Source organism: Pseudomonas reinekei (assembly GCF_001945365.1).
GTDB classification, from domain to species: Bacteria; Pseudomonadota; Gammaproteobacteria; order Pseudomonadales; family Pseudomonadaceae; genus Aquipseudomonas; species Aquipseudomonas reinekei.
Map to the genome: position 1 here is coordinate 1 of NZ_MSTQ01000020.1, position 14,966 is coordinate 14,966.

11 protein-coding genes are annotated in these 14,966 nt (G+C 61.2%); 8 read left to right on the top strand and 3 right to left on the bottom strand.

The genetic code is table 11. The features are described 5' to 3' along the window. Window positions 1-2,656: retention module-containing protein (locus BVK86_RS24200; RefSeq protein WP_139315801.1), on the bottom strand; the 2,656-nt coding region annotated here is incomplete at its 3' end. 596 nt (window positions 2,657-3,252) lie between these two features. Between BVK86_RS24200 and BVK86_RS24205 the strand changes: the two genes are divergently transcribed. The 3 genes from BVK86_RS24205 (at window position 3,253) to BVK86_RS24215 (ending at window position 8,231) form a co-directional block, all read left to right on the top strand. Continuing rightward, complete coding sequence (locus BVK86_RS24205) at window positions 3,253-4,611, top strand: TolC family outer membrane protein (RefSeq protein WP_075948783.1); 1,359 nt, start codon at window positions 3,253-3,255, stop codon at window positions 4,609-4,611. Between the two features lie 86 nt (window positions 4,612-4,697). Then, the gene (locus BVK86_RS24210) at window positions 4,698-6,857 is read left to right on the top strand and encodes a type I secretion system permease/ATPase (RefSeq protein WP_075948784.1); all 2,160 of its coding nucleotides are present in this window, start codon (window positions 4,698-4,700) and stop codon (window positions 6,855-6,857) included. A 9-nt stretch (window positions 6,858-6,866) separates the two neighbouring features. Then, on the top strand, window positions 6,867-8,231 hold the full coding sequence (locus tag BVK86_RS24215) for an HlyD family type I secretion periplasmic adaptor subunit (RefSeq protein ID WP_075948785.1): 1,365 nt from the start codon (window positions 6,867-6,869) through the stop codon (window positions 8,229-8,231). Between the two features lie 139 nt (window positions 8,232-8,370). Here the strand turns inward: BVK86_RS24215 and BVK86_RS24220 are convergent, their stop codons facing one another. Next, on the bottom strand, window positions 8,371-8,967 hold the full coding sequence (locus BVK86_RS24220; RefSeq protein WP_075948786.1) for a tRNA-uridine aminocarboxypropyltransferase: 597 nt from the start codon (window positions 8,965-8,967) through the stop codon (window positions 8,371-8,373). 5 nt (window positions 8,968-8,972) lie between these two features. Then, on the bottom strand, window positions 8,973-9,866 hold the full coding sequence (locus BVK86_RS24225; protein ID WP_075948787.1) for a LysR family transcriptional regulator: 894 nt from the start codon (window positions 9,864-9,866) through the stop codon (window positions 8,973-8,975). A gap of 254 nt (window positions 9,867-10,120) precedes the next feature. Between BVK86_RS24225 and speB the strand changes: the two genes are divergently transcribed. The 5 genes from speB to BVK86_RS24250 all read left to right on the top strand — a co-directional run bounded on the left by speB (window position 10,121) and on the right by BVK86_RS24250 (window position 14,933). Then, on the top strand, window positions 10,121-11,071 hold the full coding sequence (gene speB, locus BVK86_RS24230; RefSeq protein ID WP_075948788.1) for an agmatinase: 951 nt from the start codon (window positions 10,121-10,123) through the stop codon (window positions 11,069-11,071). Between the two features lie 9 nt (window positions 11,072-11,080). Beyond that, entirely contained in the window at window positions 11,081-11,503 is a 423-nt protein-coding gene (locus tag BVK86_RS24235) for a YybH family protein (protein ID WP_075948789.1), read from the top strand. A 54-nt stretch (window positions 11,504-11,557) separates the two neighbouring features. After that, complete coding sequence (locus BVK86_RS24240) at window positions 11,558-13,069, top strand: purine-cytosine permease family protein (RefSeq protein ID WP_075948790.1); 1,512 nt, start codon at window positions 11,558-11,560, stop codon at window positions 13,067-13,069. A gap of 42 nt (window positions 13,070-13,111) precedes the next feature. Further along, entirely contained in the window at window positions 13,112-14,491 is a 1,380-nt protein-coding gene (locus BVK86_RS24245; protein ID WP_075948791.1) for a sodium:solute symporter family protein, read from the top strand. A gap of 190 nt (window positions 14,492-14,681) precedes the next feature. Beyond that, complete coding sequence (locus BVK86_RS24250; protein ID WP_075948792.1) at window positions 14,682-14,933, top strand: phosphopantetheine-containing protein; 252 nt, start codon at window positions 14,682-14,684, stop codon at window positions 14,931-14,933. The last annotated feature ends 33 nt before the right edge of the window (window positions 14,934-14,966 follow it).

Consider the following 14,966-nt stretch of genomic DNA (forward strand, 5'->3'; position numbering starts at 1 on the left):
TGAGACCGCCGACTGCCGGGGTCGAAGTATTGCCACCGGCACGCACACCGATCACCGCGCCCAGACCGTCGGCGCCGCCGATGTCGTTGTCCAGCACATTGCCGCTGACGGTGCCGCCTTCCTGTACGGAGTCCGCGTCAGGCTTGGCGGTGGGCAAATCATCGACGATGTTGACGTTGATCTGCCCGGACGCGGTGCTGCCATCGGTGTCAGTCGCGACGACGTTGAAGTTCTCGGTGATGCTGTTGGTGCCGTCGGCATCCGGATGGGTTTCGTTGTCGACCAGGGTGTAGCTGTAGCTGACCACGCCGGTTTCGGGGTTGAACCCGGTGATGGTCAGCGTGCTGCCCAACGGGGTGGTGATCGATTGTGGGAAACCGACGGCCACGCCACCGCTGACCACGGTAATGCCGCCCACTGTCAGGGTTTGCAGGCCATCGAGTGCAGTCACCGTGAAGGTGCCGCTTTGGGTCAGCGCCGGAGTGTTTGGACTGGTGCCGTCCGTGAGGTTTTTCTCGTAGACCGTGAGTTCACCGCCAGACACGTCGAGGCCGTTGAGGGTCACCCCATCGTCATTGTTGTGGATGTTCAGCACCAGATTGGCCGTGCTGGTATCGCCATCGGCATCGGTCAGCGTGTAGGTGAACGTCTCGGTGCCGTTGCCACCGCCGTGCAGGGCTTTGAAATCGGCGTCGCTGGTGTTCAGGGTGTAGGTGTAAGTGCCGTTGGCATTCAGCACCAGGGTGCCGTACGTGCCGACGAACGTACCGGGGGTGATCGGCCCGGAGTTTTCACCGACCGGCACACGGTCCGCGCCTTGCACATCGTTGGTCAGCACGTTGCCGTTGAGGGTCAGCAAGGACTCCGACGCGGTCGAAAGGTTACTGTCATCCACGCCTTTGGGCAGGTCGTCGACGATGTTGACGTCCAGGCTGCCGTTGGCGGTGGTGCCGTTGTCGTCGACCACGGTGACCGCGAATTGCTCGGACAGGCTGTTGGCACCGTTGGCGTTCGGATGCGCTTCGTTGTCGGTCAGGGTATAGCTGTAGCTCACCACACCGGTTTGCGGGTTGAATCCGGTGATGGTCAGCGTGCTGCCCAACGGCGTGGTGATCGATTGCGGGAACCCTGCGCTCACACCGCCGACCACCACGTTGATGCCGCCGATGGTCAGGGTCTGCACGCCGTCGAGGGCGGTGATGGTGAAGGTGCCGCTCTGGGTCAATGCCGGTGCATCAGAGCTACTGCCATCGCTGAGATTTTTTTCGTAGACGGTCAGTTCACCGCCCTCGACCTCGAGGCCGTTGATCGTCACCCCATCGTCGTTGTTGTGGATGTTGAGCACCAGGTTGGCGGTGCTGCTGTCGCCGTCGGCATCGGTCAGGGTGTAGGTGAACGTCTCGGTGCCGTTGCCACCGCCGTGCAGGGCTTTGAAATCGGGGTCGCTGGTGTTCAGGGTGTAGGTGTAAGTGCCGTTGGCATTCAGCACCAGGGTGCCGTACGTGCCGACGAACGTACCGGGGGTGATCGGCCCGGAGTTTTCACCGACCGGCACACGGTCCGCGCCTTGCACATCGTTGGTCAGCACGTTGCCGTTGAGGGTCAACTGGGTTTCCGACGCCACGCCGTTATCGTCGTCGATGGCTTTGGGCAAGTCGTCGGTGATGTTGATGTCCAGCGACCCGGTAGCGGTGTCGCCATCGCTGTCACTGGCCACCACGGTGAATTGTTCGCTGAGGCTGGTGCCGTCATCGGTGGTGTGGGTTTCACTGCCATTGAGGGTGTAGCTGTAACTCACCACGCCGGTGACCGGGTTGTAACCGGTGATGGTCAAGGTGCTGCCCAACGGAGTGGTGATCGACTGCGGGAAACCACTGGCCACACCGCCGCTGATCACGTTGATCCCGCCGATGCTCAGGCTGCTCAAACCGTCAGGGGCGTTGATGGTGAACGTGCCGTTCTGTGTCAGGGCACCTGGATTGCTGGCCGACCCAGTGGCGAGGCTGGCTTCCTTGACGGAGAGTTCACCGCCTTCCACCGACAGGCCGTTGAGCGTGACCGGGTTGTCTGCCGCCGGGGGAACCTGTGGGGTAACCACTGGCGGCAGCACTGGGGCAGTTACCGCCGCCGGGTCGCCGTCTGGATCAATATCGCCCGCGAGGCGCTCGTCCGGAAACTCGGGGATGCCATTGAACCCGGCAGTGGGAAACCCGATGTTCGGATCGACGCGCCCACCGACCTCTTCGAGCATCACGAAACTGTGCCCGCCCCCTGCCGCACCACCCGGTGCTCCGGTCGATGGCCCGGCCGCCGTGGCTTCGGCGGTTTGCGTCGGGTCGTCACCGGCAGCAATGGCTTTTTGCAGTTGTTCGACATCGCTCAGTTGCGCCTGGCTTGGCGTCACCGCTTCGGCGGTGTCTACGTGAGGCACTTGATTGGCCAGCAATTGAGGGGTCATTTGCAGGCTGCTGCCGCGGCCGAGGGTCAGCTCCTGGCCATTTTGCAAACGCACCGCTACCGCGCCTTCGGCTCCGGTATTGAGTTGATCACCGGCGAACAGCCGGTCGCCCTCGACCAGGACACGACGCGTGCCGTCGCTCGCTACCGCGAACACCTGACCGATGATCTTGCTGACTGTACCGATGAGCGTAGCCATGTGCATTTCCTCCGCTGCCAACCGCTGTCGGCACCTTTTTCTGTTGCGGAGAACATGCACATGGCTCAAGCGGGCTGCCGGGCGGATCGCCCACCGGTCAATGGCGCAACCTGAGTCAGCCACTGCCCTGGCGATGATCTCGCCCTGCGTGTTGCTCACCGGCGGTGGTGAGGTTTTTGACCTCAAATGCCTTTGCAATCAATGGCATCGAAATCCCGAACAAAAACAGTCCGCCCTGTGAGCGTTGCGTAACGGTTTTGAACTACCAGAGTGACAAAAAACCGTCACCCAATCCGCTCCGCGTCCCTCCCCTCCAGCACTTCTCCGCCCATGTCGATAAGTGGATTGGAACTTTCCATCAAGCCCCCGATGAGCGCCCTAAAGCTCATAAAACAAGGGCTTTCGAATTGAACAATGTCTTGGATTTGGCAGAGCGCATAAGTTTTTTTTGGCATAGGCGTTATGAAAAATACTTCTTAGGTTCTCTCCAGAATGTTCTTAGCTCTTCTGTAAAACGCGTGAAACGGTTGACCTATAAATGTCGTCAAATAAATGGCGACTTATAAAGAACCATCAGGACTCCAGGGAGATGCACCATGCGCCTATTAACCCCCCTCTGCAGCGCAGTTTTATTGGCCATGGCCTGCACGTCTCAAGCTCACGCCATGTCATTGACCGAAGCCATCCAGAGCACCATCGCCACCCACCCGGAACTGGCGTCGCGAGTAGACAGCCGTTTGTCGGCTGACGAAGACGTGAAGGTCGCGAAGGGGGGCTTTTATCCATCAGTGGACTTGAATGCCGCGTACGGGCGCGGGTACAGCGATAACACCAACACCCGCGCGTTCGGTAACCATCACACCGAAATCCTCAATTACACCCAGTCGGAACTGCGTCTGCGGCAGATGCTCTTCGACGGGTTCAACACGGCCAACGAAGTCGAACGCACCAAAGGCGTGGTCAACTCCCGAGCCTACTACGCCCAGGGCACCGCCCAGGACCTGGCCCTGCGTACCATCGAGGTCTACCTCGAAGTGCTCAAGCGCCGCGAACTGGTGACGCTGGCCAAGAACAACCTGCAGGCTCACTTGCGCGTCAACGATCAGATCGGCCTGCGTACCGAGCGCGGGGTCGGCAGCAACGCTGACGCCGACCAGTCCACCGCACGTCGGGCACTGGCGGAGAACAACCTCGACACCGCCGAAGTTGACCTGGCGGACGCCGAATCGAACTTCGCGGCTGTGGTCGGACGCCTGCCCGACGAGCTGGAAACACCGCCGTCGACCCGCGGCGAACTGCCGGCCACGCTGCAGGAAGCTCAGCAAAGCATGGTGGAAAATAACCCGTATCTGAAATCCGCCCAGGCCGACGTGCAATCGGCCGAGAGCCAGTACGAAGTCGCCAAGTCGCCGTTCTACCCACGTTTCGACGCCGAGGCGGCAGTGGGCGCGAACAACAACATCGCGGGCGAAGAAGGCCATGACAACGAATGGCGGGTCGGCGTGGTGATGAACTACAACCTGTTCCGCGGCGGCAGCGACAAGGCGCGCCTGCAATCGGATGCGCACAAGATCAATCAGGCGATGGACATCCGCAACAACGCCCTGCGCCAGCTCAACGAAAACATCAATCTGGCCTGGAACGCCATGGTCAACGCCAAGAAACAAACCCCGACCGCCCGTGAATACGCCGACACCAGCAAACGCGTACGCATGGCGTATCAGGATCAGTTCGGCCTCGGCCAACGCACCCTGCTCGATCTGCTGGACAGCGAAAACGAGCTTTACAACGCCAACCGCCGCTACACCGAAGTGCGCTACACCGAAGAGTTTTCGATGTACCGGGTGCTGGCGAACATGGGGCAGTTGTTGAGCAAACAACGGGTCGTCCTGCCCGCCGACGCCATCGCGCAGACCGAAGTGAAAAGCGATGCCCGTCTGCCTGCTCTTAGATAAACACCACCCGCAGGCTGCGGCCGCCCTTAAAGGGTGGACTTGTAGATATCCGTACCCATTGTTGTAGCGCAAACGGAGCGATCAAATTGACCAGCATGGAACCTGGCAACACGGGTGTCGATCCGCGCCTGAGCTTCGATGACCCGCTTCTGGACGGTCTGCTGATTCTCTGCAAACTCCACGGCGCGACGGTCAGTCGCGCCAGCCTGAGTGCCGGGCTGCCAATGGCACACCAACGCCTGAGCCTGGACCTGCTGCCCCGCGCTGCAGCCCGGGCCGGTTTGCAGGCGCGCCTGCTGCGCCGTGATCTGAAAGACATCTCCCCGCTCAACCTGCCCGTGATGCTGCTGCTCACCCATGGACGCACCGCTGTCCTGCGCCGCTATGGCGAAGACGGCCGGGTGCTGATCCTGCCCAGCGAAGCCGACGGTGGCGAACAATGGATCAGCCCGCAAGAGCTGGCAGAACATTACACCGGGCAAGCCTTGTTCGCCCGGCCACGGCACGAACTCGAAGACCTGCGCTCGCCACTGGTGCCCCGGGTACAGGCGTGGTTTCGCGACACCCTGAAACTGTCGAAATGGCTGTACAGCGATGCGATCCTCGCCAGCTTCCTGATCAACCTGTTGGGCCTGATGGTGCCGCTGTTCGTGATGCAGACCTACGACCGCGTGGTGCCGAACCAGGCCACTTCGACCTTGTGGGTGTTGTCCATCGGCTTGCTGATCGGCACCGGTTTCGAACTGGTGCTGCGGGTGGTACGCGCCCACTTGCTGGACACCGCCGGCAAGAAGACCGACGTAATCCTCTCGGCGACTTTGTTCGAACGCATCACCGGCATGGCGATGAAAGCACGGCCGGCGACCATCGGCGGCTTTGCCCAGAGCATCCATGACTTTCAGGGCCTGCGGGAGTTTCTCACGGCCGTGACCCTGACCAGCCTGATCGACCTGCCCTTCGCACTGCTGATGCTGGTGGTGATCGGCCTGCTCGGCGGCTGGCTGGTGGTGATTCCGCTGCTGGCGTTTCCGATCACCATCATCTTCGCCATGATCATTCAGACACGCCTGCGCGACACCGTGCAGAAAAGCTTGAGCCTCGGCGCTGAACGCCAGGCGCTGCTGATCGAAACCCTCGGTGGCCTGGAAACCCTCAAGGCATGCAGCGCCGAAAGCGAGCGCCAGCACAAGTGGGAAAGCACCCACGGCGCCCTCACCCGCCTCGACAGCCATGCGCGCAACCTCTCGGCACTGGCCACCAACGGCACGTTGTTCATCCAGCAGTTTTCCGGCATGGCGACCATCGTGGCCGGGGTGTACAGCATCATTGCCGGTAACCTCAGCGTCGGCGCACTGGTGGCGACCTACATGCTCGGCAGTCGCGTGCTGGCACCGCTGGGGCAAATCGCCGGGCTGATCACCCGCTACCAGCAAGCGCAACTGACCATGAAAAGTACCGATGCGCTGATGTCGCTGCCCCAGGAGCGCGATGCCCGGCAGCGGCCTCTCGAACGCACGCAACTGCGAGGCGCACTGGATGTGGTCGGCGTGACGTTCCACTACAACGGCCAGGCCGCGCCGGCGCTGGCCAACATCAGTTTCAGCGTCAAACCCGGCGAACGTATCGGCATCATCGGTCGCAGCGGTTCGGGCAAAAGCACGCTGGGGCGACTGGTGATGGGTTTTTATGAGCCGCAAGAAGGCCAGCTCCTGCTTGATGGCCTGGACCTGCGGCAACTGGACGTCGCCGACCTGCGCCATCAGATCGGTTATGTCGCCCATGACTTGCCGCTGCTGGCCGGCAGCCTGCGCGACAACCTGACCCTCGGCGCACGTTACATCAGCGACGCCCGCATGCTCGAAGTCGCCGAACTCACCGGCGTCACCGAACTGGCCCGGCAACACCCGCAAGGCTTCGACCGGCCCGTCGGCGAGCGTGGGCAGCTTCTGTCCGGCGGGCAACGCCAGGCCGTGTTACTGGCCCGGGCGCTGCTGCTCGACCCGCCGATCATGTTGCTCGACGAACCCACTAGCGCCATGGACAACAGCAGCGAGGATGTTCTGCGGCAAAAACTCCACAACTGGGTCCAGGGCAAAACCGTGCTGCTGGTCACGCACCGCACATCGATGCTCAGCCTGGTGGATCGACTGGTGGTGCTCGACAACGGGCGGATCGTCGCCGACGGGCCGAAAGAAGCGGTCATCGATGCATTGCGCAAGGGCCGCGTCGGCTCTGCCGCGGTCTAGGAGACGCTCATGTCTGCTTCAACGGATGCTTCCAAAGATCGCGGGTACTTCGAGAGTTTCGGCAAAAGCGCCGAGGCCGAATTCATGCCGGAAACCGCCGGCGCCTCGTTGCAGGACTCGCCGCGCTGGTCACGGGTGACCGTGTGGCTGGCGGCCGCGCTGCTGATCAGCGCGCTGGTGTGGGCCAAATTTGCGGTGTTGCAGGAAGTCACCATGGGCGAAGGCAAGGCGATACCGTCGAGCAAGGTCCAGGTGATCCAGAACCTGGAGGGCGGCATCGTCACTGAGATCTTCGTGCGCGAAGGGCAAATGGTGAACAAGGGCGACACCTTGCTGCGCCTCGATGACACGCGCTACCTGTCGAACAAGGGCGAAAGCGAAGTCGATCGTTATGCACTGACCGCGCAGGTCGAACGGCTGTCGGCGGAAGCGGAAGGCCGGCCCTTCAAGCTGTCGGACGAAGTGATCGCCAAGGCGCCGCAAGTGGCCGAGGACGAGCGCTCTTTGTACGAACAACGGCAACGCCGACTGGCCAGCGAGCAACGCACACTGTCAGAACAACTGAGGCAAAAAACCCAGGAACTGGCGGAATTCCGCTCGAAAGCCGGTCAGTACAGCTCGAGCCTGGCGCTGGTCAATCAGGAGATGAATATGTCCGAGCCCCTGGTCAAGACCGGCGCCGTGTCGCCGGTAGAGATCCTGCGGCTCAAGCGCAGCGCCGTGGAAATCCGTGGCTCGCTGAACGCCACGACCCTGGCGATTCCCCGAGCGGAATCGGCGATTGCCGAGATCAGGAGCAAGATCGACGAATCGGAACAGTCCTTCCGCTCGGACGCGGCCAAGGAGCTCAACGAGAAGCGCACCGACCTGTCGAAAATCACTGCATCGAGCATCGCCATCGACGACCGCGTGACCCGCACCACCGTGACCTCGCCGGTCAAAGGCATCATCAAGGTATTGAAGGTCAACACCATCGGCGGCGTGGTCCAGCCCGGCAGCGACATGCTGGAAATCGTGCCGCTGGAAGACAACCTGCTGATCGAAGCCAAGGTCCGGCCACAGGACGTTGCGTTCCTGCATCCGGGCCAGAAAGCCATGGTCAAGTTCACCGCGTACGACTACACAATCTACGGTGGCTTGAGTGCGAAGCTGGAGTTGATCGGCGCCGACACCATCACCGATGACAAGGGCAACAGCTTCTACCTGATCCAGGTGCGCACCGATAAAAACCATCTGGGCGGGGACGTGAAACCGCTGCTGATCATTCCTGGGATGGTGGCGACGGTGGATATCATTACCGGGGAAAAGACCGTGCTGGATTACTTGCTGAAGCCGGTACTGAAAGCCAGGACCGAGGCGATGCGGGAAAGGTAGTCTTGCCCTGAGAGCTTCGGTGATTGAGCCGCCGCCTTCGCGAGCAGGCTCGCTCCCACAGTTGTTCGCGTTTCTTCTTAAGGAACCCAATCAACAGTGGGAGCGAGCCTGCTCGCGAAGAGGCCGGCGCATACAACGATCATCTGTCAGCATGATTACGCTGGTAAGTCTCCTCCCCCATCGCCGCAATCTGCCCCTCGATCAACGCCTCGAACGGCTTCAGCAACGGCGCAAATGTTGCCGGTGCCTCGAGGGTTTCCAGCGCCTGCGCAATTGCCTCTACTGTCGACAATGCTCCCGGTCCCGGTGCCTTGCGCAGTCGATAGCGGGACACGCCGCCCTCGGCCAGCGTCACCCGAGGCAGCGCCGCCAGCAGCGGATTGAGGTGCAGCATCTTGCGCGCCTTGCGCCAGGTGCCGTCCGGGACCACCAGCAACAGCGGCTCATCGGCGGCGGTATACGCCTGCATCGGTTGCGCGTCCTCGCCGGGAAACAACAGCCGCGCCCGATAACCTGGCTGATTCAGCAGCGCCGGCAAATCCTCAAACACCTCACCGACGATCAGCTCGGCCTTCTGCAACCCGAGCGCTGCCAGTCGTGCGGTGTTCAACGCATGATTGACTTCACTCGGATGCTGCAACAACAGCACCCGGGTGCGGCTGTCGAGGCTGGGAATCAGCGGGCACAGGCAATGGCTTTGCGGGCGCAGGCAACGGGGACATTGAATTCTGGACATCGTCTTTACGCCTGATTCAGTTGTGCTTTGAGCAGATCACGGAAAGTCTGGATCAACGGCTCGCGGCTGCGGCCCCGGCGCACGATCATCGAGAACGGCGCCTGATAGCCGAAAGTCGCCGGCAGCAGCACGCGCAAATCGCCCTTGTCGGCCCAGGCCTGGGCGTAGTGCTCCGGCAGGTAGCCGATGTAGGCGCCGGACAGCACCAGGATCAGTTGCGCCTCCATACTCTCCACCGTGGCGGCGCTGTGCTTGAAGCCGTGGCGGGCCAGTTCGGCCTGGCTCCAGTAGCCGCGACCGACCATGCGCTGTTGGGTGATGACTTGCTCGGGGATGCGCCGCTCATTGAACAGGGGATGCCGCGAGCTGCAATACAGCCAGTGCTGCTCGCGATACAGCGGCATGTACACCAGGCCGCTCATACGCGTGGAGAACGCGCCGATGGCCAGGTCGAGGCGGTTGTCCTGTACGCCGAGCTGCAATTCATAAGGGCTCATGACCGAGAGGTGCAAGTGCACCGCAGGATGTTCCTGGCTGTAGGCGCCGATGGCTTCGGCGAACGGCAAGGCCTTGTCGCTGACGGTGGAGTCGATCACCCCGAGGTTCAGCGTGCCGCGTAGTTCGCCCTTGAGCGCGGCGGCGTATTGTTCGAAACCTTCCAGCTCGCCCAGCAGGCGCAGGGTTTCCTGATGGAACAACTCGCCTTTGCTGGTCAGGCTGAAGCCGCCCCGGCCGCGATGGCACAACACCAGGCCCAGGGCCGATTCGAGCTGGCTCATGTAGGTGCTGATGGCCGACGTCGAGAGGTTGAGCGCTTGCTGGGCGTTGGCGAATCCCTGATGGCGCACCACGCTGACGAAGATGCGCAATAGTTTCAGGTCGGGTAAAGCGTTGGCCATGCGGGCTCCGAATACAAGCTAATTCAGGTTGCTCTTGTGGCGAGGGAGCTTGCGCCCTCGCCTCAGGGCTTCTTTGCAGAGCAAGAAGTCTATCTCCGCTCTCGCCATTAGTTTAGAAAAATCTGAACTAAGTATTTGCCCGTAGCGATTCTTCCCGCCCACTACATTTCGCAGAATCGGCCCACAAGGTTCGCCCGTCCCGTCCGTGAACGGCGCAACCCAATAAATAAAACAACGACGATGAGGCCCTACCCGTGGACAAGATTCTTCACCAACCACTGGGCGGCAACGAAATGCCGCGTTTCGGCGGCATCGCCACCATGCTGCGACTCCCCCATGTTCCTACCGCTGCTGGCCTCGACGCCGCCTTCGTTGGCGTGCCGCTGGACATCGGTACTTCGCTGCGCCCCGGCACTCGCTTCGGGCCGCGTGACATCCGCGCCGAATCGGTGATGATCCGCCCTTACAACATGGCTACCGGTGCAGCACCGTTCGACTCACTGTCGGTTGCCGACATCGGCGACGTGGCGATCAACACCTTCAACCTGCTGGATGCCGTACGGATCATCGAAGAATCCTACGACAACATCCTCGAACACGATGTGATCCCGCTGACCCTGGGCGGTGACCACACCATCACCCTGCCGATCCTGCGTGCCATCCACAAGAAACACGGCAAGGTCGGCCTGGTGCACATCGACGCCCACGCCGATGTGAACGATCACATGTTCGGCGAGAAAATCGCCCACGGCACCACTTTCCGCCGCGCCGTCGAAGAAGGCCTGATTGAACCGGACCGCGTTGTGCAAATCGGTCTGCGTGCCCAGGGCTACACCGCTGACGACTTCAACTGGAGCCGTAACCAGGGCTTCCGTGTGGTCCAGGCCGAAGAGTGCTGGCACAAATCCCTCGCGCCATTGATGGCCGAAGTTCGCGAGAAAGTCGGTGGCGGCCCGGTTTACCTGAGCTTCGACATCGACGGCATCGACCCGGCCTGGGCACCAGGCACCGGCACCCCGGAAATCGGTGGTCTGACGACCATTCAGGCCATTGAGATCGTTCGCGGCTGCCAAGGCCTCGACCTGATTGGTTGCGATCTGGTAGAAGTCTCGCCCGCTTACGACACCACCGGCAACACTTCGCTGCTGGCCGCCAACCTGCTGTACGAAATGCTCTGCGTACTGCCTGGCGTGGTCCATCGCTGAGGATCGGTGATGAACGAACGTGATCAGGTGTTGAAAGCGGCTGCCGATCTGGTTTCCGCCTTCGCCCGTAACGATCGCGAAGCCTACTTCGGCGCGTTCAGCGTCGATGCCAGCTTCGTCTTCTACACCCTCGAACAACCGCTGCTGTCGCGCGATGCCTATCAAGCGTTGTGGGACAGCTGGCGTACCGAGGATGGCTTCGAAGTGCTGTCGTGCACGTCGAGCAACGCCTTCGTCAGCCTGCAGGGTGACGTGGCGATTTTCATCCATGACGTGGCCACCGAACTGCGCATGCAAGGGGAGCAACACTTCAGCCAGGAGCGCGAGACGATTGTTTTCAAGCAACAAGCGTCTGGCCAAGAACAACAAGGCCTATGGCTGGCCTGCCACGAACATTTGTCCGCAATGCCGGAAGGGCTGCCACCCCCTTAGCCAAACAGGTGACGCTCACACACGATGAGCGCGCCTTTATGATCGGAGCAGATCATGAATAACAACAACAACGAAAAAAGCCTTAGCAGCATCGAAACAAACGGGGTCGAACAGATCCCGGACAATGAGCGTACCGCCCGGCCCAGCGACCTGTTTCGCTTGATCTTCGGCGGCGCCAATACCTTTGCCACCGCCGTACTCGGCAGCTTCCCGGTACTGTTCGGTCTGTCCTTTCAGGCAGGCGTCTGGGCGATTGTGCTGGGCGTGGTGCTCGGTGCATTGATCCTCGCGCCGATGGGTCTGTTCGGCCCGATCAACGGCACCAACAATGCCGTGTCGTCCGGCGCACACTTCGGCGTGCACGGGCGGATCGTCGGTTCTTTCCTGTCGTTGTTGACCGCTATCGCGTTCTTCTCGCTCTCCGTCTGGAGTTCGGGCGACGCACTGGTGGGTGGCGCCAAACGCCTGATCGACCTGCCGGAAACCGACCTGACCCTGGGCCTGGCCTACGGTCTGTTCGCGCTGTTGGTACTGACGGTGTGCATCTACGGTTTCCGTTTCATGTTGTGGGTCAACCGCATCGCAGTGTGGGCGGCCAGCCTGCTGTTCCTACTGGGCATCTTCGCGTTTGCCCCGGCGTTCGACAGCCAATACGCCGGCACCGTGGCCATGGGTCAGGCGGGGTTCTGGGCGGCGTTCATCGGTGCAGCATTGGTCGCCATGAGCAACCCGATCTCCTTCGGTGCATTCCTCGGCGACTGGTCGCGCTACATCCCCCGTGAAACGCCGAAGGGCCGGATCATGGTCTCGGTGATTGCCGCGCAACTGGCGACGCTGATTCCTTTCCTGTTCGGCCTCGCCACCGCGACCATCGTGGCGATCAAGGCACCGGACTATATTGCGGCCAACAACTATGTCGGCGGCTTGCTGGCAGTTTCGCCCACCTGGTTCTTCCTGCCGGTGTGCCTGATTGCGGTGATCGGTGGCATGTCCACCGGCACCACCTCGCTGTATGGCACCGGGCTGGACATGTCCAGCGTGTTTCCTCGGGTGCTGTCGCGGGTCAAGGCCACGCTGCTGATCGGTGTGATGTCGATTGCCTTCATCTTCATCGGTCGCTTTGCGGCGAACCTGGTGCAGAGCGTGTCGACTTTCGCCGTGTTGATCATCACCTGCACCACGCCATGGATGGTGATCATGATCATCGGCCTGCTGGTGCGTCGCGGCTTCTACTGCCCGGATGACCTGCAAGTCTTTACCCGTGGCGAAAAAGGTGGCCGCTACTGGTTCACCCACGGCTGGAACTGGCGCGGCATGGGTGCCTGGCTCCCGAGCGCGGCCGTCGGCCTGTGCTTCGTCAACTTGCCGGGGCAGTTCGTCGGCCCGCTGGGCAACCTGGCCGATGGCATCGACATCAGCTTGCCGGTGACCCTGGGCCTGGCCTCGGTGGTGTACCTGGTGCTGCTCAAGATGTTCCCGGAAGCGAACGTGGTGTTCGGCCCGAATGATTCACGCAGCAAGAGCACGGACCCGCTCGTAAAACCGGCGATGCACCCAGTCGCCTGATTTTTAGCCTCACATAAAAAAGACAATCGGAGACACGCCATCATGGCTTTGGATTTATTCGTCGTACTCATTTACGCCGCCGCGATGCTGATACTCGGCTACTGTGGCATGCGCAAGGCCAAGACCCATGAAGACTACCTGGTTGCGGGCCGAAACCTCGGCCCGACCCTGTACATGGGCACCATGGCTGCCACGGTCCTCGGCGGCGCGTCCACCGTGGGCACCGTACGCCTGGGCTACGTGCACGGTATCTCCGGTTTCTGGCTCTGTGCCGCACTGGGTTGCGGGATCATCGCGCTGAACCTGTTCCTGGCCAAACCCTTGCTCAAACTGAAAGTGTTCACCGTCACCCAGGTGCTGGAAAAACGCTATAACCCAATGGCCCGTACCGCCAGTGCGACCATCATGCTGGCTTACGCCCTGATGATCGGCGTGGTCTCCATCCTGGCCATCGGCACCGTATTGCAAGTACTGTTCGATCTGCCGTTCTGGGTTTCCATACTGGTGGGTGGCGGTATCGTCGTCATCTATTCGACCATCGGCGGCATGTGGTCGCTGACCCTGACCGATATCGTGCAGTTCGGTATCCAGACCGTCGGCCTGATGTTCCTGCTGTTGCCGATCTGCCTATACCGCGTGGGGGGCTGGGACCAACTGGTCGCGCAACTGCCGGCCGCCAGCTTCAACTTCACCAGCATTGGCTGGGACACCATCATCACCTACTTCATGATCTACTTTTTCGGCATTTTGATCGGTCAGGACATCTGGCAACGGGTATTCACCGCCAAGAGCGAAAAAGTGGCGAAGTACGCCGGTACGTCAGCCGGTATCTACTGCATCATCTACGGTCTGGTTTGCGCCTTGATCGGTATGGCTGCTCACGTGCTGATACCGGACCTGGACAACGTCAACAACGCTTTCGCGGCTATCGTCAAAGTCTCGCTGCCAGACGGCATACGGGGCCTGGTGATCGCTGCTGCACTGGCGGCCATGATGTCCACCGCCAGCGCCGGCTTGCTGGCAGCGTCCACTACCCTGACCGAAGACCTGCTGCCGAAACTGCGCGGCGGTAAAGAGTCGAACATCAGCACCAACCGCTTGTTCACCCTGCTGACCGGCCTCGTTGTGCTGGGCATCGCCCTGGTCGTCAATGACGTCATCAGCGCCTTGACGCTGGCCTACAATCTGCTGGTAGGCGGCATGTTGATCCCGCTCATGGGTGCAATCTTCTGGAAGCGCGCCACCACCGCCGGAGCAATCACCGCCATGGCGATGGGCTTTATCACCGCCCTGATCTTCATGTTCAAGGACGGAATGGATGCCAACTCGCCGATCTACTACAGCCTGGGTGTCAGCCTGGTGAGCTTCGTGCTGGTCAGCCTGATGTCCCGTCGCCCCGCGACACTGGCCAGCGCCGTTTGATCTGAACATAACGACTTGATGCTTTCTTCGACGGGTGTGGCGTCGGTTGCCACACCCGTTTTTTTCATCCGCAGAAAACCCGTGAAGCGGGTTGACCAGCGGCAACGCCTGCACCGTTGAAGCCTGCTGTACTCAATGGCAGGAACAAGCCCGCAGGGACAAAAAACCGCTTCAGCCTCGAAGAACCGCCATGAACAAAGCCGCCGTACGCGCCGCCGTGCATCGATTCATCAGCCGCTCGCTCGAAGGCCGGGATGACTTCGACGACAACGCCAGCCTGGTGCAATTGGGATTGGATAAAGCGGATATCGAGGACCTCATCTTCCACCTGGAAGACGAGTTCGGTTTGACGGCCTTCACCGCCGAGGAAGACCGGATGCTCAAGACCGCCAGGACGGCAAATGACTTGAGTCGGTTTCTGATGGAAATCGGGCGGCATTGACACCCTGCATGAGCCTTTCGACCGCCAGGCTCA